Source organism: Arthrobacter sp. NicSoilB8 (assembly GCF_019977355.1).
Taxonomy (GTDB): Bacteria; Actinomycetota; Actinomycetes; order Actinomycetales; family Micrococcaceae; genus Arthrobacter.
In genome coordinates this window covers 4,048,016-4,065,828 of record NZ_AP024655.1, presented here as the reverse complement: position 1 = coordinate 4,065,828, position 17,813 = coordinate 4,048,016, and the positions used below count along the sequence as shown (strand labels likewise).

Genomic DNA, 17,813 nt, shown 5'->3' with positions numbered 1-17,813 from the left:
GGCGCCGGACGTCCCGTTGGTGACAGCGTCGCCGTCGGCGGCCCCTGCGGTGACTTAGGGGCGTGCGGCGAACCGCTCCAGCAGGTCCACGTGGCCTGAAACAATGAGCATGTCCCGTGAGGAAACCTTGGTTTCCGGCCGCGCGTAGGTGAAGTCCTCGCCCGGGGATTTCACGCCAACAATCGTGACGCCGTACTTCGAGCGGACCTTGGATTCGTCGAGGGTGAATCCCACGGTCTCGCGCGGCGGGTACATCTTGACGATCGCGAAGTCGTCGTCGAACTCGATGAAGTCCAGCATGCGGCCGGAGACCAGGTGCGCGGCGCGGACACCGGCGTCGGCCTCAGGGTAGATGACGTGGTTGGCGCCGATCCGGGTCAGGATCTTGCCGTGCGAGGGTGTGATGGCCTTGACCCAGAGGTGCTCGATCCCGAGGTCCACGAGGTTCACGGTGATCAGCACCGAGGATTCGATCGAGGTGCCCACCCCAACCACCGCGGAACTGAATTCCTGGGCGCCGAGCTGGCGGAGCGCGTCGATGTTGGTCGCGTCAGCTTCCACGACGTGTGTCAGGACGCTCGCCCACTTCTGCACGAGGTTGCGGTCGCGCTCAATGGCCAGAACCTCCCTGCCCTGCTTGACCAGCTGCTCTGCGGTGGATGCGCCAAAACGGCCCAGCCCGATCACCAGCACGGGGGCGTTGTGGGCGGGGCGGTTGACGGCGCCTGAGGAACTAGCCAATGATCGGTCTCTCTTCCGGATAGTGGTACAGCTGGCTGCGCTGGCGCAGGGCCAGGCCGGCGGCAAGGGTGACCGTCCCGACGCGCCCGGCAAACATGAGCACGGCGAGGACGTACACCCCCGACGGCGGTAATTCGGCACTGAGGTTGGTGCTCAGGCCCACCGTGGCGAAGGCGGAAATGGTCTCAAACAGGACCCGGTCCAGGGAAGCCCCGCTGATGTGCAGGAGCAGCAGGGCCGAGACCGAGACGAGGGTGGCACCGGCGACGATCACCGAAATGGCCACCCGCATGGTGCCCTCCGGGATGGTGCGGCCGTAGATCTTCACGTCGGCGTCGCCGCGGGCCTCGGCGGCGATGGCCAGGAACATCACGGCGATGGTGGTCACCTTGATGCCGCCGGCCGTGGATGCCGAGCCGCCGCCGGCGAACATGAGGGCGTCGGAGAGCAGCATGGTGGTGGATTCCATGTGGTTCTGTTCGACAAGGTTGAAGCCGCCGGACCGCAGCATGACGGAGGCAAACAGCGAATGCGTGATCTTGTCGCCGAGGTCCATGCCCCCGATGGTGCGCACATTGTCCCACTCCAGGAACCCCCAGAGGAGCGTCCCGGCGGCGAGGAGGATCAACGACACCTGGATGGTCAGCTTGGTGTGCAGGTTCCATTTCTTCCAGCGCAGGCCGTTCTGGTGCAGCACCATGACGACGGGGAAGCCAAGGCTGCCCAGGAAGACGCCGAGCATGAGCGGGACGAGGATCCAGAGGTCGGTTTCGTACGGGACGATCCCGTCGGAATGGGGTGTGAAACCGGCATTGTTGAAGGAGGAAATGGCGTAGAACACGCCGTGCCAGACGGCCTGCGGGAAACTCTCTCCGAGGACCAGGAAACGGGGGATCAGGGCCAGGGCCAGGGCGCCCTCGATCACGACGGACGTCACGATCACGATCCGGAGCAGCGTACCGACCTCGCCCAGCCGGCCGGCGTTGTTCATGGCTTCCTGGGCGATCAGCTTGCCGCGGACTCCGAGCTTCTTGCTGACCATGAGCGCCAGCAGCGATGCGAGGGTCAGGGTGCCCAGGCCGCCCACGAAAATGCCGACCAGGATCACGAGCTGGCCGAAGAAGGACCAGTGCACGGCTGTGGAGACCACGGTCAGGCCCGTGACGCAGACGGCGGAGACCGCGGTGAAGAGGGCCTCATGAAGAGGGGTGACTTGCCCTGTCGCGGAGGACACAGGCAGGGAGAGCAACGTGGTGAAGACCAGGATGACGACGCCGAACGCCGAGAGCGCCAGGCGGGCCGGCGAGCTGTTCGCGATGCTGTCAATGAAGTCGCGCAGGCGTGTGAAGATCCACAGGCCGTCCCGCTCCGGCATACCTGGTTGCCAGCTGGCCGGGCTCGTGGACCTCGACTGGCTTTGCGTCATGTTTTTCCTCGGTTGAAACTGCTTCCCCCAGTAGTAAACCACTAAACACCGCGTAATGGCCGGGGGAGCACCGGTGCACGCGCGGGAAGCCGGGACCTGCTCAGGTAGCCTGTGATTGATGACATTCCTGCCCGGACTCGCTCAGACCGCGCTGCCAACGACGGTGGTGTGGGATCCCGCCATGACCGCCTACAACTTTGGCCACAGCCACCCCATGGCGCCCGAGCGTATGGAGCTCACGGCGAGGCTCGCCGGCAGCCTGGGCCTCCTGGATCTGGATCACGTCACGGTAGCCGCCCCTGACGTCGCCGCCGACGAGGAACTGTGCGCGGTCCACAGCCCGGACTTTGTGGCCGCCGTGCGGCGCGTCTCCGAAAACCCGGGCACGCCCGATGAAGCCAGGGGTCTGGGAACCGAGGATGACCCCGCCTTCGCCGGCATGCACGAGGCCAGCGCCCGGCTGGCCGGCGGCTCACTGCTGGCGGCCGCCGCCGTCCTGGACGGCAGCGCGGTGCGGGCCGTGAACTTCGGCGGCGGGATGCACCATGCCTCGAGGGACCGGGCCAGCGGTTTTTGCATCTACAACGACGCCGCCCTGGCCATCCAGCGCCTGCTCGACGGCGGTGTCCGGCGCGTGGCGTACGTCGACGTCGACGCGCACCACGGTGACGGGACGCAGAGCATCTTCTGGGACGACCCGCGCGTCCTGACGATTTCGCTGCACGAGTCCGGGCTGACCCTCTTCCCGGGCACTGGATTTGCCAATGAAATCGGCGGCCCGAACGCGCAGGGCAGCGCCGTGAACGTCGCCCTGCCGGCCGGCACCGCCGACGCCGGCTGGCTGCGGGCCTTCCACGCCGTCGTGCCGCAGCTCGTTGGCGCGTTCGAACCGGAAGTCATCGTGAGCCAGCACGGATGCGACTCGCACCGGCTTGACCCGCTGACCCATCTGAACATCAGTGTGGACGGCCAGCGCGAGGCCGCCACGGCCATCGGCAACCTCGCCGTGCGCTACTGCGACAACCGGTGGATTTCCACGGGGGGCGGCGGATACAACGTGGTCAGCGTGGTGCCCCGCGCCTGGAGCCACCTCATAGCCATTGCCGCCGGCCGCCCGGTTCCTCTGCGCACCCCGGTTCCCGAGGACTGGCGCAGCTACGTCAAAGACAAATACGGGGCCAAGTTCGGTGTGGAACCGCCCGAGGTGATGGGCGACGACGTCGACCTCTGGTGGCGGTCGTGGGAAGTGGGTTTCGACCCCAATGACGCGGTGGACCGCACCATCATGGCCACCCGCAAAGAGGTGTTCCCCCTTCACGGGCTGGACCCCTGGTTCGACTAGCTCCCGGCCGGGAATGAGGCCACGTAGCAGGGCCGTAATTTGTGGATGCCATCTGGCGTATATGTCGCTAGTGTGGAGGGCATGGTGACAGACGACGTATTTGCCGTCATTGCTGAGGCAACCAGGCGCGACATCCTGGTGGCCCTCCGCAAGGGGGATAAGGCAGTGGGGGAACTGGTCCAGGAACTTGAGGCAAGCCAGCCCACCATTTCCAAACACCTCAAAGTCCTTCGCGAAGCGGACCTGGTGAGCATGCGCGCCCAGGGCCAGAAGCGCTACTACGCGCTCAACCCGAAGCCCCTCGCCGGGATCGCCAACTGGCTGCAGGCGTTCGACGTCCTCCCTGCCGCGGCAGCGGACGCGGCGCCCGCCCGCGTCGCCGCACCCAGCCTCGCCGCACCCAGCCTCGCCGAACCCAGCCTCGCCGAACCCAGCCTCGCCGAACCCAGCCTCGTCGAATCCAGCCCAGCCGCCGCCCGGGACAGCCTGGCGGCCACGCAGCCCGTGGCAGGGCAGTCCGGCACGGGCCTGGCCGCGGCGCAACCCGCCCCGCTGTCCGCGGCCGCATTGGCGGGCCGTCCTGCCGGCAGTCCGCTGAGTCCCGCCGTCGTCATCCCGGTCGGAACGGCGGGCGAGGACAAGATGCCCCAGCAGATCGGGCGGACCGTGGGCCGCGCCGCCACCAGGGCCGCGGATCTGCTCGCCAACCTGCCGAAATTCGGCCGCAAAAAATAACCCAACTGACTCGCAGCAGGGGCCGTTCTGAGCGCTCAGAACGGCCCCTGCTGCGAGTCAGTTGGGCGGGCGGGCCGCCGGGCGGGCGGCTACTGCCGGAGGATCCGCACGTGGTCGGGGGTGAGATCCGCGAGCTTGCTGACGCCCAGCAGAGCCATGGTGCGCTGCATGTCTTTTTCCAGGATTTGGAGGGCGCGGTCGACGCCGGGCTGGCCGCCGGCCATGAGCCCGTATAGGTAGGCGCGGCCGATCAGCGTGAAGTCGGCGCCGAGGGCGAGGGCGGCGATGATATCCGCGCCGCTCATGATGCCGGTGTCCAGGATGATCGCCGCGTCGCTGCGGTCCGCCTTCAACGCGGCGGAGACCTCGGGGAGCAAGTGGAACGGAATCGGTGCCCGGTCCAGTTGGCGGCCGCCATGGTTGGAGAGCACGATTCCGTCGGCGCCGTGGTCCACCACCTTGCGGGCATCCTCGACCGTCTGGATGCCCTTGACCACGAGCTTGCCCTGCCAGACTTCACGGAGCCAGTCGAGGTCCTCGAAGGTCAGAGTGGGGTCGAACATGGAGTTGATGAGATCCGCGACCGTGCCCGTGTAGCGGGAGAGCGAGGCGAAGGTCAGGGGTTCGTGGGTGAGGAAGTTGAACCACCAGGCGGGCCGGTAGGACGCGTCCAGGACGGTCTTGAGTGTCAGGGCCGGCGGGATGGTCATGCCGTTGCGGACATCGCGGAGCCGGGCGCCGGCGACGGCGGTGTCCACGGTGACCATGAGGGTTTCGTTGCCGGCCGCGGCGGCGCGTTGGATCAGTTCCAGGGACCGGTCCCGGTCCGTCCACAAGTAGAGCTGGAACCAGTTGCGGCCCCCGGGGGCGGCGGCGGCCACGTCTTCGATGGACGCCGTGCCCATGGTGGAGAGGGTGTACGGAATGCCGGCGGCTTCGGCGGCCCGGGAGCCGGCGTATTCGCCCTCGGACTGCATCATCCGGGTGAATCCCGTGGGCGCGATGCCCACCGGCAGCCGTGACGGGCCGCCCAGAATGTCGGTGCTCAGGTCGATGCTGGAGACGTCCCGCAGGATCCCGGGCCGGAACTCAATGTCCAGGAAGGCCTGGCGGGCGCGGCTGAGAGTGATTTCGGCCTCCGCCGCGCCGTCGGTGTAGTCGAACGGCGCCCGGGGCGTACGGCGCTTGGCCATGTCGCGCAGATCCCAGATGGTGCTGGCACGGCGAAGCCTGGCGGCCCGGCTGAACTCAGGCTTCTTGAACTGCATCAGGGGCGCGAGGTCCGCGTACCTGGGCACCCGGCGCTTCAGCGCGGCCGGAAGCCCTCCGGCCGCGGGTGTATTTGGCCCCGATGCCAATGCGGATGCCGGCGCCGATGCCGTGGTGCCTGGCGCCCGGACGTCCGGCGCAGTCGAGCGGGGCGTTGTGGGAGCCTCTGGGTTGTCGGGCGGGAAAGTCTGCGTCATGGCTTCCTCCAAAGCGGTCGGATGCTCGTGCTGTGGTCCCTCACACTCTAGGGGGTGCCGGCACGCACCGAGAGCGCACTTCGCGGCAGTGCCAGCGCGGAACACTGCCGCGAAGTGCAGTCTCGACGGTGCAGGTCAGCGGCGTGGGAAGGCGGCGGGGTTGCGCAATGTTACGCACGGCGTTTGCCCCGCCCCGGCTCCGGGGCTATGGTCTTGGCTATGACTAACCGTTGGTATGCGTATTTTTCGTTGGCTCTGGAGGGGCCCGCGTCTAACTGACACGCATCCAACTTTCCTTCAGAGCCAACAGGGCAGAGATCATTCTCTGCCCTTCGCCATTTCTCCGGCGGGTTCTGATCAGGGCCCGCTCCGCATCCGGAACAGGACCCGAACATGAGCATCGAAGCAGTCGCCGACAACCAGCAGTCCACCTCGAACCTGCGCGTCAGCGAGTTCACCCCGCTGCCTACTCCGCAGGATCTTATGGCGGAGCTGCCGCTGGAGTCCCGCATGGCCGAGGTGGTGGCACGCAGCCGCGACGAGGTCCGCGCCATCATGGACGGCGTGGACGACCGGCTCCTCGTGATCGTCGGCCCCTGTTCCATTCACGATCCCAAGGCCGGACTCGAATACGCCCGCCGGCTGGTGAGCCAGGCCGAGAAGCACCGCGAAGACCTGCTGATCGTCATGCGCACCTACTTCGAGAAGCCGCGCACCACGGTGGGCTGGAAGGGCCTGATCAACGACCCCCGGCTGGATGGCAGCCACGACATCGCCGCGGGGCTCCGCGCGGCCCGGGCTTTCCTTCGGCAGGTCACTGCGCTCGGCCTGCCCACCGCCACCGAGTTCCTCGAACCCATCAGCCCCCAGTACGTCGCGGACCTCGTCGCTTGGGGCGCGATCGGCGCCCGCACCACGGAGAGCCAGATCCACCGCCAGCTGGCCTCCGGGCTGTCGATGCCGATCGGCTTCAAGAACGGCACCGACGGCGACCTCCAAGTGGCGCTCGACGCCTGCAGCGCCGCCGCGGCCGCCCAAGCGTTCCTGGGGATCGACGACGACGGCAGGGCCGCGCTCGTGGCCACCGCCGGCAACCCGGACACCCACGTCATCCTCCGCGGCGGACGCAAGGGACCCAACTACTCCGCTGCCGACGTTGAAGCAGCCTCCGCCAAGCTCGCCGCGAAGCAGCTGAATCCCCGCCTGATCGTCGACGCCAGCCACGCCAACAGCGGCAAGAGCCACCACCGGCAGGCCGAGGTCGCCCTCGAAATCGGCGCCCAGCTGGAAAACGCCGGAGCCGCTGCCGGGGCGATCGCCGGCGTCATGCTGGAGAGCTTCCTCGTGGGTGGGGCCCAGAACCTTGATGTCAACACCGACGTCAGCGCCGCAGGCACAGGCAAGACTCCCGACGCCGGAAGGGACGAATTGGTCTACGGCCAGAGCGTCACGGATGCCTGCATGGACTGGGATGTCACGGCGTCGGTACTCGGCCAGCTGGCCGCCTCCGCCCGCACCCGCCGGACCCGCGCCTGAGGCCAGAGCCCGGTGCGCCGTCACGGAGCATCGACACAGGGCATCGACGCAGTGCATCGACACAGTGCCCAACAGGCTGCATCGACACAGTGCGTCGACAACTGCATCGGCGCCGTGGGCCGGCTTCGGAGGGTTTCGGGATTCCCGCGAAACGTGCGGGGGGATTCCCGCGAAGTCTTTCACATTGGCACCATGAGCAACTAGAGTTGCTATCACATGGTTGTTTGATGGCTCAGCATCGGCACACCGCCATGTCATCAGGTGGGGCTGCCGTTCGCTTGAGCAAAGGAATAGGGAAATGTCTACGGAGGCCAACTTCTCCAAGGCCCGTTTTTTGACCGTGGCCGAAGTCGCGGAACTCATGCGGGTATCAAAAATGACTGTGTATCGTCTTGTACATTCGGGGGAGATGCCGGCCGTCCGCTTCGGCCGCTCCTACCGGGTGCCGGAAAACGCCGTCGAACAGTACCTCAAGGGTGCCGTCGTCGACCGAAGTGACGGCCAAGCCGGGACTGGCTGACCAGTCCGCACCGACTTTCACAGAGTCAACCGACTGCTTTGGGTCCCGCATGTGGCCCGCGGTCATGGGGTGCCCCGCAGAAGCGGTACCCTGTTAAGGAACGTTTTACGTCATTGTAAGAACCTGTCCGTTGTTTCAGTCTGCTGCTTAGCCCGCGGACCCTTCCCAACAGGCAGGTACTGCATCTAGCCGGTAAGGAACTTTCGTGGGTTCAGTTATTAAGAAGCGTCGCAAGCGTATGGCCAAGAAGAAGCACCGCAAGCTGCTTCGCAAGACGCGCCACCAGCGTCGCAATAAGAAGTAGCAATACTTCGCACTGCATGAAATGCCCGTTGCCTTCCAGGCGGCGGGCATTTTTCTTGCCCTCAAACGGCGGGTAGGTTTCGCACCGAAGGCGGCAGCGTCGGACTTCGCGACGGGTTCGGGCGCGGGCTACGGGTGCGGGCGCGGGCTACGGGTGCGGATGCGGGCGCCCCGGATCCGCGCCGTGCGCGTCCGCATCCGCCGCGGAAAGGTTGCGGGGCTTAGCGGCTGGGGCCGCGGAAGCGGGAGAACCCCCGCCAGAGGCCGTAGATGACCCCTCCGACCGTGGCGGCCTTGAATCCCAACGTGGCGGCGCGCCGGCCCGAGCGGAAGTCGTAGACGGGCCAGTTGTGCTCGCGGGCGTAGCGGCGCAGCTTGCCGTCGGGGTTTATGGCGACCGGGTGGCCGACCATGCTCAGCAGCGGGATGTCGTTGTGGGAATCGCTGTAAGCCCAGCAGCGCTTGAGGTCCAGCCCCTGCTCCTCCGCGATTCCCCGGACCGCGACTGCCTTGGCCGGTCCATGGAGGATATCTCCCACGAGCTGTCCCGTGTATGAGCCGTCAAGAATCTCGCCCACCGTGCCCAGCGCTCCGGTCAGGCGCAGCCGGGTGGCAATGACGGTGGCCACCTCGATCGGAGTCGCCGTGACGAGCCATACTTTGCGCCCGACCCGGAGGTGCTGTTCGGCCAGGGCCTTGGTCCCCGGCCAGATCCGCGACTCAATCATCTCGTCGTAGACTTCTTCGCCCAGGGCTTCGATATCCTTCCGCGTGATGCCGGCGGCCAGCCGCAGGGCCGAATCGCGGACGGCATGGACATCGTCCATGTTTTCGCCGCGCAGTATGAACATGAGCTGCTTCCAGGCGAAACCGGCGGCCTGCGGCAGGGTGAACGCGCCGCGCTGGTGCAGCTTGCGCGCCACATGGAAGAGGCTTGCGCCCTTCATGAGGGTGTTGTCGACGTCGAAAAATGCGGCCTCGCCGTGCTGCGTCGATGCAGCAGGCTCGCTGGCGACAGCGACGTATTTCTCCTCGGGCATGCCACGAGTCTAGTCAATGGCCGGCTCCTGACCGCCCGTCGGGCGCGCGACGCGGCGGCAAGACTGCGCTGTGGCCGCGCTGTGGCCGCTTGCGGACCGTGCAGCGCGTCGACGCCGCAGCGGCCGCCGGGCTACGGTGGATGCATGGCCAAGCCCCCGTCGTTCCCCGATGTAGTACTCATCACCAAAGCTGACTGTCACCTGTGCGCGGAGGCGCGCGCCGCCGTCGGTCGCGTCACTGCCGCGCTCGGAATCGGATGGAGCGAGCACTCGGTGGATGACGACGCCGATCTGCGCGAACGCTTCGCCGAGGAGATTCCGGTAGTGCTGGTGGACGGTGTCCAGCGGGATTTCTGGAAGATCGACGAGGCACGCCTGACCCGGACCCTGCAGCGGATACTCGGCCAGCCGTCCTGACGGCCGGCTGCTTTGTTGCGTGATGCGCGGGGGCTCTAGAGTGGGAAGCACAACGCGACGCAATGGAGCAGATAGTGACTTCGCTGGATTCATCTCCCGGGGCTGTTCCCGGAGACGCAGGGACTGCCGCCAAGCAGATTCCGCCCGCGGCCGTGGCCCGGCTGACCATCTATCTGCGCGCCCTGACCACACTGCTGGCTGACGGGGTGGACAGGGTCTCGTCCGAGTCGCTGGCCGAGGCCTCCGGGGTCAGTTCCTCGACGCTGCGCAAGGACCTTTCCTACGTCGGCTCCTACGGAACCCGCGGGGTGGGCTACGAGGTCCAGTACCTGAACCGGCACATTGCCGCCGCGCTCGGGCTCACGCATGACTGGAAGGTCGCGATTGTCGGTGCGGGCAACCTGGGCAAGGCGTTGGCCCGGTACGGCGGCTTTGAATCGCGGGGCTTTGACATTGTGGCGATATTCGACGCCGACCAGATGGTGGTGGGCAGCGAAGTAGGCTGGCTGCGCGTCAGCGATTCCGCCGACCTTGAACCAGTGCTGCAGCGGACGGGCGCCAACATGGTAGTTCTGGCCTTGCCCGCCGCGGTCGCCCAGGATGTTTGCGACCGGGTGATTGCCGCCGGTGTGCGGAGCATCCTCAGCTTCGCGCCGGTGATGCTGCAGGTCCCCCCGGGGGTCAACCTCCGCAAAGTCGACATGGCAACTGAACTTCAGATCCTGGCTTACCACGCACAGCGGGCGCAGGATCCGGAGGACGCCGACTAGGATCGGCAAGGCCTCCGGCTCCCGCGCCCGCTGCACGGTTCCTTGCTGGGTGGTTCTGTGTGCCGCTACTTCCCGTAGGGGCCCCCGGGCTGTCCGTAGGGGTTGGCAAAGGGCTGCCGCTTCTGGAAATAGGGCGATGCTGCGGGCAAGTACAGCAACACGATGGCCGCAATGCCGAGCAGGGCCGCCAGGGTGGCGAGGCTGAGCGGGAAGAGGTTGAAGATCGACAGGGCGGCGAACACGGTGCCCAGAATGCGAGCCCAGTTCTTACCCTTGCGGACATTCAACGCGACAAGGGCGTAGAGTCCTGCGCTGATCACGGCGAACACCACGATCGTTCCGATCAGGAAACCCTTGATGGACTCGAAATCGACCTTCGTTCCGCTCGTGGCCATCTGCTGCTCGAACAGATCCCGGACGGCGGGGGAGTCCAGGGTTCCCAGCGACACCAGCATGGAGATGACCCACACGGCACCGGCCGCCACGATCAGCCAGAACGAGGTATTAACAAGCTGGGGCGCCGCGGTGGGAGGCAGCGGCTGCGGCTGTTCGGACGGGTACGCGCCATAGGGGGACTGGCCGTACTGCGGGGCGTTCTGGCCGTAGGCCGGGGGCATCTGCTGGCCGTACTGCGGGGTTTGCGGGGCGTTCTGGCCGTAGGCCGGGGGTGTCTGCTGGCCGTACTGCGGGGTTTGCGGGGCGTTCTGGCCGTAGGCCGGGGGTGTCTGCTGGCCGTACTGCGGGGTTTGCGGGGCGTTCTGGCCGTAGGCCGGGGGTGTCTGCTGGCCGTACTGCGGGGTTTGCGGGGCGTTCTGGCCGTAGGCCGGGGGTGTCTGCTGGCCAAACTGCGGGGTCTGGGGAGTTTGCGGGGTCTGCGGGGCGTTCTGGCCGTAGGCCGGAGTGGATTCGCCCGGCTCGGAGCCGTTGGAAGGTGAAGGCTGGACTGGAGGGTTGCTCATGAAGCGGTCCTTTGCATGTCAATCACTGAATCGGCCACCGGGACCAGCGATCCTGCCCTGCCCCCAGCATGGTTTAGCTCCACCGTACCGCGGGGCGGCCGCCGCGCGGATCATTCCGGAGAGGTATTCTCGGCCCTCTTTCGAACTGCTGTTTTGATCCACATTTCTGGTCCACCTGCCTAGCGGCTGCTCACCTGACCGAACAGCTTCGCGATTGGTGCGAGCACGAGCGGACGGGCGGCGTACCACCCGGCCGCGGTGACGGCGATTGCGGCCGCGAAGAGCCAGAACCCGACCCAGTTCACCGCATCGGTGCCGCCGAACATATGGTTCAAGTTGCGCAGCGCACCGGTCGAGAACACCAGGAACACGTGAATGAGAATGAACAGCACGAAAAACAGCATCGTCGGGAAGTGAATCGCGCGCGCGGCCTCCACCGGGTAGATCCTGTTCAGCGTCTTCGCGTTCTTCGGCCAGAACTCGCTCATGCGCACACCGGTGATCGCCGCGAGCGGGGCCGCGATGAACACCACGAGGAAGTACATGAGCTGCTGCAGGCTGTTGTAGTTCACCCAGCCGGTCTCCACGGGCCAGTCGAGGGTCATGTACTGCAGGAGCGCGGAGAGCGCGTTCGGGAACACGTCCCAGCTGGACGGTACGATCCGCATCCAGCGGCCGGAGGCAAACAGCAGCACCACAAAGATGACTCCGTTGGCCAGCCACAAGATGTCGAGCGACTGGTGCAGCCACAGGTTGATGCTGATTTTCTTGCCACCGCGCTTGGGCGTCCAGAATGCCGGCGGCTTCTGCTGAGTGCGCACCTGATAGCCGGAGCGAATGATGAGCACCATCAGGAAGAAGTTCAGGAAGTGCGCCCATTGCGCCCACCACGGGAAGCCGGGCTCGGCGGTCTCAGGCAGGCCATATTCGCCGGGGTACCTCTTGAGGAACTCCGGCACTCCCGGCAGCGTCGTCACACCGCGCGCGGCCAGCACAAGAATCGCTGCGGCGGCCACGGCGCCGACGGCAAGGAGCACGGCGAGCTTGATCCACTGACCCACGGTGCGCGAACCGTAGAGCCTTGCTTCGGCCTTTAGCCTCACGGGCTTTTCGGCGGCTACGGGCCGGGCCGCCGGTGCCGGGGCGGCCACGACGGCGGGTGCACTTGCGGCCGCCGTCGGCTCCGCCTCGGTCTCCGCCACGCTGGCAGCCGGGGCATGGGACTCGGCGATGGGTTCGGGAGCCGCCGGCCCCGCAGGGACGGCAGTAACCGCCGGAGCAGCAGCGATCGCAGGGGCGGCAGCGACCGGGGCGGCAGCGACTGGGGCGGCAGCGACTGGGGCGGCAGCGACTGGGGCGGCCGCGACCGCCGGCGCAGGCCCGGCTGGCGGCCACGGTTCACCGCCGGGGACGCGGGGAAGCCCGCGACGAAGCGAGGTGGTTCGTGTGGCCGGGATTCCGGGGGCCGTTGAAGGAGCAGCTGCAGGCAACGCCGCTGTCGGCACCTCACGCGCAGCGGGTACTGCTTTCTCGGCAGCAGAAGCCGCGGCAGCATCTGAGGCCGGTGGGGGCGTGGCGCCTGCGGCGGGAGCCCGGGACGGAACCGCCGCTGATACCGAAACCTCGCCCGCCGGCGGCCAAGGCTCGCCGCCCGGCACGCGCGGCAGCCCGCGACGAAGCTGCCGCGCCACCGCGCCGCCTGCGTTCACTGCGCTCACTGCGGGTACTGCGTTCACTACGGGTACCGGAGCGGACAACGCCGAACCCGGCGCCGTTTCTCTGGCAACACCCGCGGAAGAGGGCATGGCGGCCGCCGGCCTGGCGGTGACCAACCCCGCCCCGGGAACAGCCGGTGACTGCGCTGCCGTTCCTGCCGGGACAACGCGTGCGGGCGCCTGGCCCGCTGCAGGCCAGGGGTCACCGCCTTCGACGCGCGGCAGGCCCCGCCGAATTGACCGAGACAGAGGTGCCATCACTTCTGCTTCCGAGCCTCAAGTGCGCTAATCAGCTGGGGTACAACCTTGAAGAGATCGCCGACCACGCCATAGTCGGCGATCTCGAAGATCGGCGCGTCGCCGTCCTTGTTGATGGCGACGATCGTCTTCGCGGTCTGCATCCCGGCCCTGTGCTGGATCGCGCCGGAAATGCCCAGCGCGATGTACAACTGTGACGACACGGAAACGCCGGTCTGGCCGACCTGATGCGCCTGCGGGACGTAGCCTGCATCCACCGCGGCACGCGAAGCACCAACGGCAGCCCCGAGAGTGTCGGCGAGCTGTCCCACGAGGGCGAACTGTTCTTCCGACCCGAGGCCGCGACCACCCGCGACGACCTTCGCGGCGCCACGCAGCTCCGGCCGCGAGGTAGCGGCAACTTCCTCGTCGAACGAGTCGATCCGCGCGGCCGGCTTCCCGGAGCGCGGCACGGCCAAGGTCTCCGACGCCGGCGGCTGGGGCGTAGCACGCGCGTCGATGGAGCCCTGGCGAACCGTGATCACGGGAGCCCCGAACGTGGACGTTGACGTCACATTGTAGGCGCCGCCGTAGACGGAGTGGTGTGCCACGACGCCCTCGTCATCACGCGACACGCCGATCGCATCGGCAGAAACCGCCGCACGCGTACGGGCGGCGTAACGGCCGGCAAGGTCGCGCCCATTCAGGGAATGCGAAATCAGGATCGCGTCTGGCTGTACCTGTTCGACGGCGGCGGCAAGCGCGTCGACGCCCGGCACTCCAAGCGCGGAAGGATCCGGAGTCTCTGCGATCAGTACGTGTGCGGCACCAAGAATCGCGGCCTCCGCGGCGGCGGTGCTTCCGGCGCCGGGCGAGGCGAGGACCAATGCAATGGGCGTGCCAACCGCGGCGGCAGCGCCGAACAGTCCGGGTGCAGCCTTTTCGAGTTCGCCGGAAGCCCGGGTTTCCACGACGACGAGGATCGCGTCACGAGGGAATTCAGTCATGTCGTTACGCCTTACGCCAGTCGGTTTTCGATGAGGAAGTCAGCGAGTTTCTCGCCGGCGTCACCCTCGTCAATGATCTTTACGCCCGCCGCGCGCGGGGGCTTCTCTGCAACGGTCAGCATGATCGAACGCGCCGCGTCCGGGTTGTCGGCCGTGATCCCGAGGTCTGCGAGGGTAAGCGTCTCAAGGGGCTTCTTCTTCGCGGCCATGATTCCTTTGAAGTTCGGGAAGCGCGGCCCGGGAAGCGCCTCGGTGATGGATATCACCGCGGGCAGGTTCGCTGATACCTTCTGCACGCCGGAGTCGACGGGCCTGGAGCCGGATACCGCGCCGTCGCTGATCTCTACGGAGCTGAGGCCGGTGGCATGCGGCACGTCAAGCAATTCTGCAAGCATCGCGGGAATCATTCCGCCGGATCCGTCGGTGGAGACGTTGCCGGTGATCACAAGGTCAAACCCGACGCGACCGATCGCCGCTGCGAGGGTTTCGGCGGTAAGTCCCAGATCCGCACCCCGGAGCGCCTCGTCAGAGATGTGAGTGGCGCTCCCCGCGCCCATCGCCAGCCCCTTGCGTATCGTTGCCGTCGCACTCTCGGGAGCGAGGGAGAGAACGGCGACCTCAGTGCCCTCGTGTGCGTCGGCGTACGTCAGGGCCAGCTCCAAGGCCCGCTCACCGATCTCATCAATGACTGTCTCGCTGGCTTCTCGATCGGCGAGGCCTGTCTCCAGGTTCAGTTTTCGGTCCCCGTAGGTGTCGGGGACCTCCTTTACTAGGACGATAATCTTCATCGATGGCTCTTCCTGTGGCGGGCTTGTCTCCATAGTGAAGACATGTCGGATCTCCATCGAGTCTACGAAAGTGGGGACCTTCCCGGCGGACAGTGCCCGTGTCGTGCAGTGAAGTACCCGATCACACTCCCTCGAACGCGTCGAAAGAGAGCTCGTCCGGTTCAGCGCTGCCAGACGGGATCCTCGCCCGGAACCCGGATCCGGGCCCGGAACCCGGATCCGGGCCCGGAACCCGGAGTTGGGGCAGGCTTTGGACATTCCGTGCGGACGGTTGGGAGAACTGACAGCGGGACTGGCGGCCGGGAGGCCCATGCGCTGCAGCTATCAGGCGGGCTTCCCGCGGACCGGCAGCCCTAGATCCGCCCCCGTTGAGCGGCAAACCAGGCCTGGGAGTTCGGCAACCACATGAGCACAGTTGCCACCAGGCTGATGATGAAGCCCGGCACGCTGCCGCCACCCCGGCCCTCGACAACGCCGGCACTGATGAGTGCCAGCAGCAAGGAGAGACCGGCAAGAATCGTGAGGGCCAAGCGGGCCCATTCCCGGCCTTCCTTCATCTTCATGGCCAGGATGATCTGGGCGGTGGCCAGGGCGAACGCCACAAGTACCAGAAGAAGCACCAGGAGCCCGATCGCCGGCGCGAAAGCGATGAGGACGAAGGATCCGAACAGACCGATGATTCCGCCGAGAAGGCCCAGGAATCCGCCGATGACCCAGATCCAATAAGAGATCTTCAGCTCGGTCGGCATTGCTGTGACCTTGAACATGCCGGAGAGGCCGCCCGCGGGCAGTGCGTCGCTGAAGTTCCTGGGCCGATCCGTAGGCATTGCGAAGCGGCTTCCGCCGGCGGGTGCGGACTGCCCCGGGTATCCGGGCGTCTGGTACCCGGGGGGAGGGGCCTGATAGCCCGGCTGCCCCTGGTACTCCGGCGGCGGCTGGTAGCCGGGCGGGGGTGCCTGATACCCCGGAGGGGACGCCGGGGTGGCCGGGGGCTGGTCCGGGCCGGCGGGCGGGACGTTGTCCGAGGGCGGGGGCTGGGCGCCCGGCTGCTGCGGCGGTACCTCATTTGGGTTGCTCATGGCTCTCACTGTAGACCGCCGTTTCCCCGTTATCTAGGGAACTTTGGGCCCTTCGCGGGGCGCGTCCAAGGGCCCGCCCCGGGGCCCTCCCGGGGGCCCGCCCGGCGACGCTTCGGCGTGCCGCGGCGCGTGAAGTCTCGGTGAAAACACCGGCCACGAAACAACAGCGCCCCGCTTCATCACGAGGACGAAGCGGGGCGCTGGAACCGGCTGTCCGGCGTCGTGCGGCCCGGCACGGTTGGTGCGGCCCGGCACAGTCCGGGCCCGGACGATACCGACCGGACCCGGACCGTACTAACTACTGGCTACGCTGCGGGAGCGATGAATGCCAGTTCCAGGTTGATGGCAACCTTGTCGCTGACCAGCACGCCGCCGGCCTCGAGGACTGCGTTCCAGGTCAGGCCGAAGTCCTTGCGGCTGATGGTGGTTTCGGCGGTGAGGCCGGCGCGGGTGTTGCCGAAGGGATCAACGGCCACGCCGTTGAATTCGGTCTCGAGGGCCACCGGGCGGGTGATGCCCTTGATGGTGAGGTCGCCCTGGAGTTCGTAGGCGTCGCCCTTGGGGACGATGGCGTTGGAGACGAAGGAGATCTCGGGGAACTTTTCGACGTCGAAGAAGTCTTCGCCGCGGACGTGGCCGTCGCGGTTGGCATCGCCGGAGTCGAAGCTTGCGGTCTTGATCGAGGCGCTGACCTTGGAGTCGGCGACGTTCTCGGCGAGATCCAGGGTGGCAGCGGCATCGGTGAACTGGCCGCGGACCTTGCTGATGCCCGCGTGGCGGACGGTGAAGCCGATCTCGCTGTGCGACGGGTCGAGGGTCCAGATGCCGGTGGTGACGGTTGCGGGAAGTGCCATGGTGATTCTCCTTGAGTCGGGTGGGTACTGCGGCGGTTCGTCTGATCGTTAGTTGAAGCCTCATTGGTTGAAATCTCAACTAACTCTTCACCCAGTATAAACATGCATTTGCATCTTTTATTCCAACTCCCGGGAACATTTTTCAAAACTCTTGAGTTCTACTTCCTGTAGAAGATTTCAGATCGACCGGCATCTTTGAGAAACTGGTAGACATGCCCCAAGCCACTGTTCATTTGCTCCGCCACGGCGAGGTCCACAATCCCGATGGTGTCCTGTACGGCAGGCTGCCGGAATTCCACCTCTCCGAACTCGGCCGGGAGATGGCCCGCACGCTGGCAGCCCACTTCAGCGAGCGTTCCGAACAAGGGGCCCGGATCGTCCACCTCGCCGCGTCCCCGCTGACGCGCGCGCAGGAGACGGCACAGCCGATCGCCGATGCCCTGGGCCTCGAGATCGCCACGGACGCCCGCATCATTGAGGCCGCCAACTACTTCGAGGGCCTCCACGTCTCCAAGGCGGAGCTGCTCCGGCCCAAGCACTGGACCCGGCTGTACAACCCGTTCCGGCCCTCCTGGGGCGAGCCGTACAAGGACCAGGCCGCGCGGGTCATCGCGGCGGTCCAGGACGCGCGCGTCCGGGCCCTGGAGCTCGGCGGCGACGGGGCCGAGGCCATCCTGGTCAGCCACCAGCTGCCTATCTGGGCCACACGGCTCAGCGCCGAAGGCCGGCCGCTGTGGCATGACCCGCGCAAACGCGAGTGCACGCTGACGTCCCTGACGTCCCTGGTGTTCGACGACGCCGGCGGCCTCGTGCGGGTCGACTACACCGAGCCGGCCGCCGCCCTACTGCCCGGTGCCGCCAGCACCCCGGGAGCCTGA

Annotated in this window: 18 protein-coding genes; 8 read left to right on the top strand and 10 right to left on the bottom strand. The window is 66.9% G+C overall.

All coding sequences use genetic code 11. The features are described 5' to 3' along the window. Nucleotides 1–54 precede the first annotated feature (54 nt). Both LDO15_RS18335 and LDO15_RS18330 read right to left on the bottom strand, forming a co-directional pair. Nucleotides 55–741, bottom strand: a complete 687-nt coding sequence (locus tag LDO15_RS18335) for a TrkA family potassium uptake protein (RefSeq protein ID WP_043423362.1) — start codon at nucleotides 739–741, stop codon at nucleotides 55–57. Then, on the bottom strand, nucleotides 734–2,167 hold the full coding sequence (locus LDO15_RS18330) for a potassium transporter TrkG (RefSeq protein ID WP_223980883.1): 1,434 nt from the start codon (nucleotides 2,165–2,167) through the stop codon (nucleotides 734–736). Before LDO15_RS18330 ends, LDO15_RS18335 begins: the two co-directional genes overlap by 8 nt. A gap of 118 nt (nucleotides 2,168–2,285) precedes the next feature. Between LDO15_RS18330 and LDO15_RS18325 the strand changes: the two genes are divergently transcribed. Further along, nucleotides 2,286–3,509, top strand: coding sequence for an acetoin utilization protein AcuC (locus LDO15_RS18325; protein WP_223980880.1), 1,224 nt, complete (start codon nucleotides 2,286–2,288; stop codon nucleotides 3,507–3,509). Nucleotides 3,510–3,590: 81 nt separating this feature from the next. Further along, the gene (locus tag LDO15_RS18320; RefSeq protein ID WP_223980877.1) at nucleotides 3,591–4,244 is read left to right on the top strand and encodes a metalloregulator ArsR/SmtB family transcription factor; all 654 of its coding nucleotides are present in this window, start codon (nucleotides 3,591–3,593) and stop codon (nucleotides 4,242–4,244) included. An 89-nt stretch (nucleotides 4,245–4,333) separates the two neighbouring features. Here LDO15_RS18320 and LDO15_RS18315 read toward each other — a convergent pair whose 3' ends face one another. Then, nucleotides 4,334–5,710 (bottom strand): alpha-hydroxy acid oxidase, encoded by a 1,377-nt coding sequence (locus LDO15_RS18315; protein WP_276572931.1) that lies wholly within the window; start codon nucleotides 5,708–5,710, stop codon nucleotides 4,334–4,336. A 393-nt stretch (nucleotides 5,711–6,103) separates the two neighbouring features. On the opposite strand from LDO15_RS18315, the gene LDO15_RS18310 reads away from it, so the two are divergent. From LDO15_RS18310 to LDO15_RS18300, 3 genes are all read left to right on the top strand, one after another. Next, nucleotides 6,104–7,246 (top strand): 3-deoxy-7-phosphoheptulonate synthase, encoded by a 1,143-nt coding sequence (locus LDO15_RS18310; protein WP_223980875.1) that lies wholly within the window; start codon nucleotides 6,104–6,106, stop codon nucleotides 7,244–7,246. Between the two features lie 298 nt (nucleotides 7,247–7,544). Beyond that, a complete protein-coding gene (locus LDO15_RS18305; RefSeq protein WP_223980874.1) occupies nucleotides 7,545–7,766 on the top strand; it encodes a helix-turn-helix domain-containing protein in 222 nt (73 codons plus the stop codon). 205 nt (nucleotides 7,767–7,971) lie between these two features. After that, entirely contained in the window at nucleotides 7,972–8,070 is a 99-nt protein-coding gene (locus tag LDO15_RS18300) for an AURKAIP1/COX24 domain-containing protein (protein ID WP_003792170.1), read from the top strand. Between the two features lie 220 nt (nucleotides 8,071–8,290). On the opposite strand, the gene LDO15_RS18295 is transcribed toward LDO15_RS18300, so the two are convergent. Continuing rightward, nucleotides 8,291–9,109, bottom strand: a complete 819-nt coding sequence (locus LDO15_RS18295; RefSeq protein WP_223980872.1) for an HAD-IB family hydrolase — start codon at nucleotides 9,107–9,109, stop codon at nucleotides 8,291–8,293. A gap of 144 nt (nucleotides 9,110–9,253) precedes the next feature. On the opposite strand from LDO15_RS18295, the gene LDO15_RS18290 reads away from it, so the two are divergent. Together LDO15_RS18290 and LDO15_RS18285 are read left to right on the top strand one after the other, a co-directional pair. Further along, nucleotides 9,254–9,526, top strand: a complete 273-nt coding sequence (locus tag LDO15_RS18290; RefSeq protein ID WP_223980870.1) for a glutaredoxin family protein — start codon at nucleotides 9,254–9,256, stop codon at nucleotides 9,524–9,526. A 74-nt stretch (nucleotides 9,527–9,600) separates the two neighbouring features. Further along, entirely contained in the window at nucleotides 9,601–10,296 is a 696-nt protein-coding gene (locus tag LDO15_RS18285; RefSeq protein ID WP_223980868.1) for a redox-sensing transcriptional repressor Rex, read from the top strand. A gap of 65 nt (nucleotides 10,297–10,361) precedes the next feature. Here the strand turns inward: LDO15_RS18285 and LDO15_RS18280 are convergent, their stop codons facing one another. The 6 genes from LDO15_RS18280 to LDO15_RS18255 form a co-directional block, all read right to left on the bottom strand. Further along, a complete protein-coding gene (locus LDO15_RS18280; RefSeq protein WP_223980866.1) occupies nucleotides 10,362–11,255 on the bottom strand; it encodes a hypothetical protein in 894 nt (297 codons plus the stop codon). A 179-nt stretch (nucleotides 11,256–11,434) separates the two neighbouring features. Then, nucleotides 11,435–12,406: a cytochrome b/b6 domain-containing protein gene (locus LDO15_RS18275; protein ID WP_223980864.1), complete on the bottom strand. Its 972-nt coding sequence runs from the start codon at nucleotides 12,404–12,406 to the stop codon at nucleotides 11,435–11,437. An 821-nt stretch (nucleotides 12,407–13,227) separates the two neighbouring features. After that, nucleotides 13,228–14,214, bottom strand: a complete 987-nt coding sequence (locus tag LDO15_RS18270) for an electron transfer flavoprotein subunit alpha/FixB family protein (RefSeq protein WP_223980862.1) — start codon at nucleotides 14,212–14,214, stop codon at nucleotides 13,228–13,230. 11 nt (nucleotides 14,215–14,225) lie between these two features. Next, the gene (locus LDO15_RS18265; RefSeq protein ID WP_223980860.1) at nucleotides 14,226–15,002 is read right to left on the bottom strand and encodes an electron transfer flavoprotein subunit beta/FixA family protein; all 777 of its coding nucleotides are present in this window, start codon (nucleotides 15,000–15,002) and stop codon (nucleotides 14,226–14,228) included. A 353-nt stretch (nucleotides 15,003–15,355) separates the two neighbouring features. Continuing rightward, the gene (locus tag LDO15_RS18260) at nucleotides 15,356–16,081 is read right to left on the bottom strand and encodes a hypothetical protein (RefSeq protein WP_223980858.1); all 726 of its coding nucleotides are present in this window, start codon (nucleotides 16,079–16,081) and stop codon (nucleotides 15,356–15,358) included. Nucleotides 16,082–16,386: 305 nt separating this feature from the next. Further along, the gene (locus tag LDO15_RS18255; protein WP_223980856.1) at nucleotides 16,387–16,935 is read right to left on the bottom strand and encodes a YceI family protein; all 549 of its coding nucleotides are present in this window, start codon (nucleotides 16,933–16,935) and stop codon (nucleotides 16,387–16,389) included. A 212-nt stretch (nucleotides 16,936–17,147) separates the two neighbouring features. Here LDO15_RS18255 and LDO15_RS18250 point away from each other — a divergent pair, with 212 nt between their 5' ends. Continuing rightward, complete coding sequence (locus tag LDO15_RS18250; RefSeq protein WP_223980853.1) at nucleotides 17,148–17,813, top strand: histidine phosphatase family protein; 666 nt, start codon at nucleotides 17,148–17,150, stop codon at nucleotides 17,811–17,813.

Excerpts from the sequence above, each read along its gene's own strand:
- LDO15_RS18330 (WP_223980883.1), bottom strand. The coding sequence starts at position 2,167 with ATGACGCAAAGCCAGTCGAGGTCCACGAGCCCGGCCAGCTGGCAACCA.
- LDO15_RS18325 (WP_223980880.1), top strand. The coding sequence starts at position 2,286 with ATGACATTCCTGCCCGGACTCGCTCAGACCGCGCTGCCAACGACGGTG.
- LDO15_RS18320 (WP_223980877.1), top strand. The coding sequence starts at position 3,591 with ATGGTGACAGACGACGTATTTGCCGTCATTGCTGAGGCAACCAGGCGC.
- LDO15_RS18315 (WP_276572931.1), bottom strand. The coding sequence starts at position 5,710 with ATGACGCAGACTTTCCCGCCCGACAACCCAGAGGCTCCCACAACGCCC.
- LDO15_RS18310 (WP_223980875.1), top strand. The coding sequence starts at position 6,104 with ATGAGCATCGAAGCAGTCGCCGACAACCAGCAGTCCACCTCGAACCTG.
- LDO15_RS18305 (WP_223980874.1), top strand. The coding sequence starts at position 7,545 with ATGTCTACGGAGGCCAACTTCTCCAAGGCCCGTTTTTTGACCGTGGCC.
- LDO15_RS18295 (WP_223980872.1), bottom strand. The coding sequence starts at position 9,109 with ATGCCCGAGGAGAAATACGTCGCTGTCGCCAGCGAGCCTGCTGCATCG.
- LDO15_RS18290 (WP_223980870.1), top strand. The coding sequence starts at position 9,254 with ATGGCCAAGCCCCCGTCGTTCCCCGATGTAGTACTCATCACCAAAGCT.
- LDO15_RS18280 (WP_223980866.1), bottom strand. The coding sequence starts at position 11,255 with ATGAGCAACCCTCCAGTCCAGCCTTCACCTTCCAACGGCTCCGAGCCG.
- LDO15_RS18270 (WP_223980862.1), bottom strand. The coding sequence starts at position 14,214 with ATGACTGAATTCCCTCGTGACGCGATCCTCGTCGTCGTGGAAACCCGG.
- LDO15_RS18265 (WP_223980860.1), bottom strand. The coding sequence starts at position 15,002 with ATGAAGATTATCGTCCTAGTAAAGGAGGTCCCCGACACCTACGGGGAC.
- LDO15_RS18260 (WP_223980858.1), bottom strand. The coding sequence starts at position 16,081 with ATGAGCAACCCAAATGAGGTACCGCCGCAGCAGCCGGGCGCCCAGCCC.
- LDO15_RS18255 (WP_223980856.1), bottom strand. The coding sequence starts at position 16,935 with ATGGCACTTCCCGCAACCGTCACCACCGGCATCTGGACCCTCGACCCG.
- LDO15_RS18250 (WP_223980853.1), top strand. The coding sequence starts at position 17,148 with ATGCCCCAAGCCACTGTTCATTTGCTCCGCCACGGCGAGGTCCACAAT.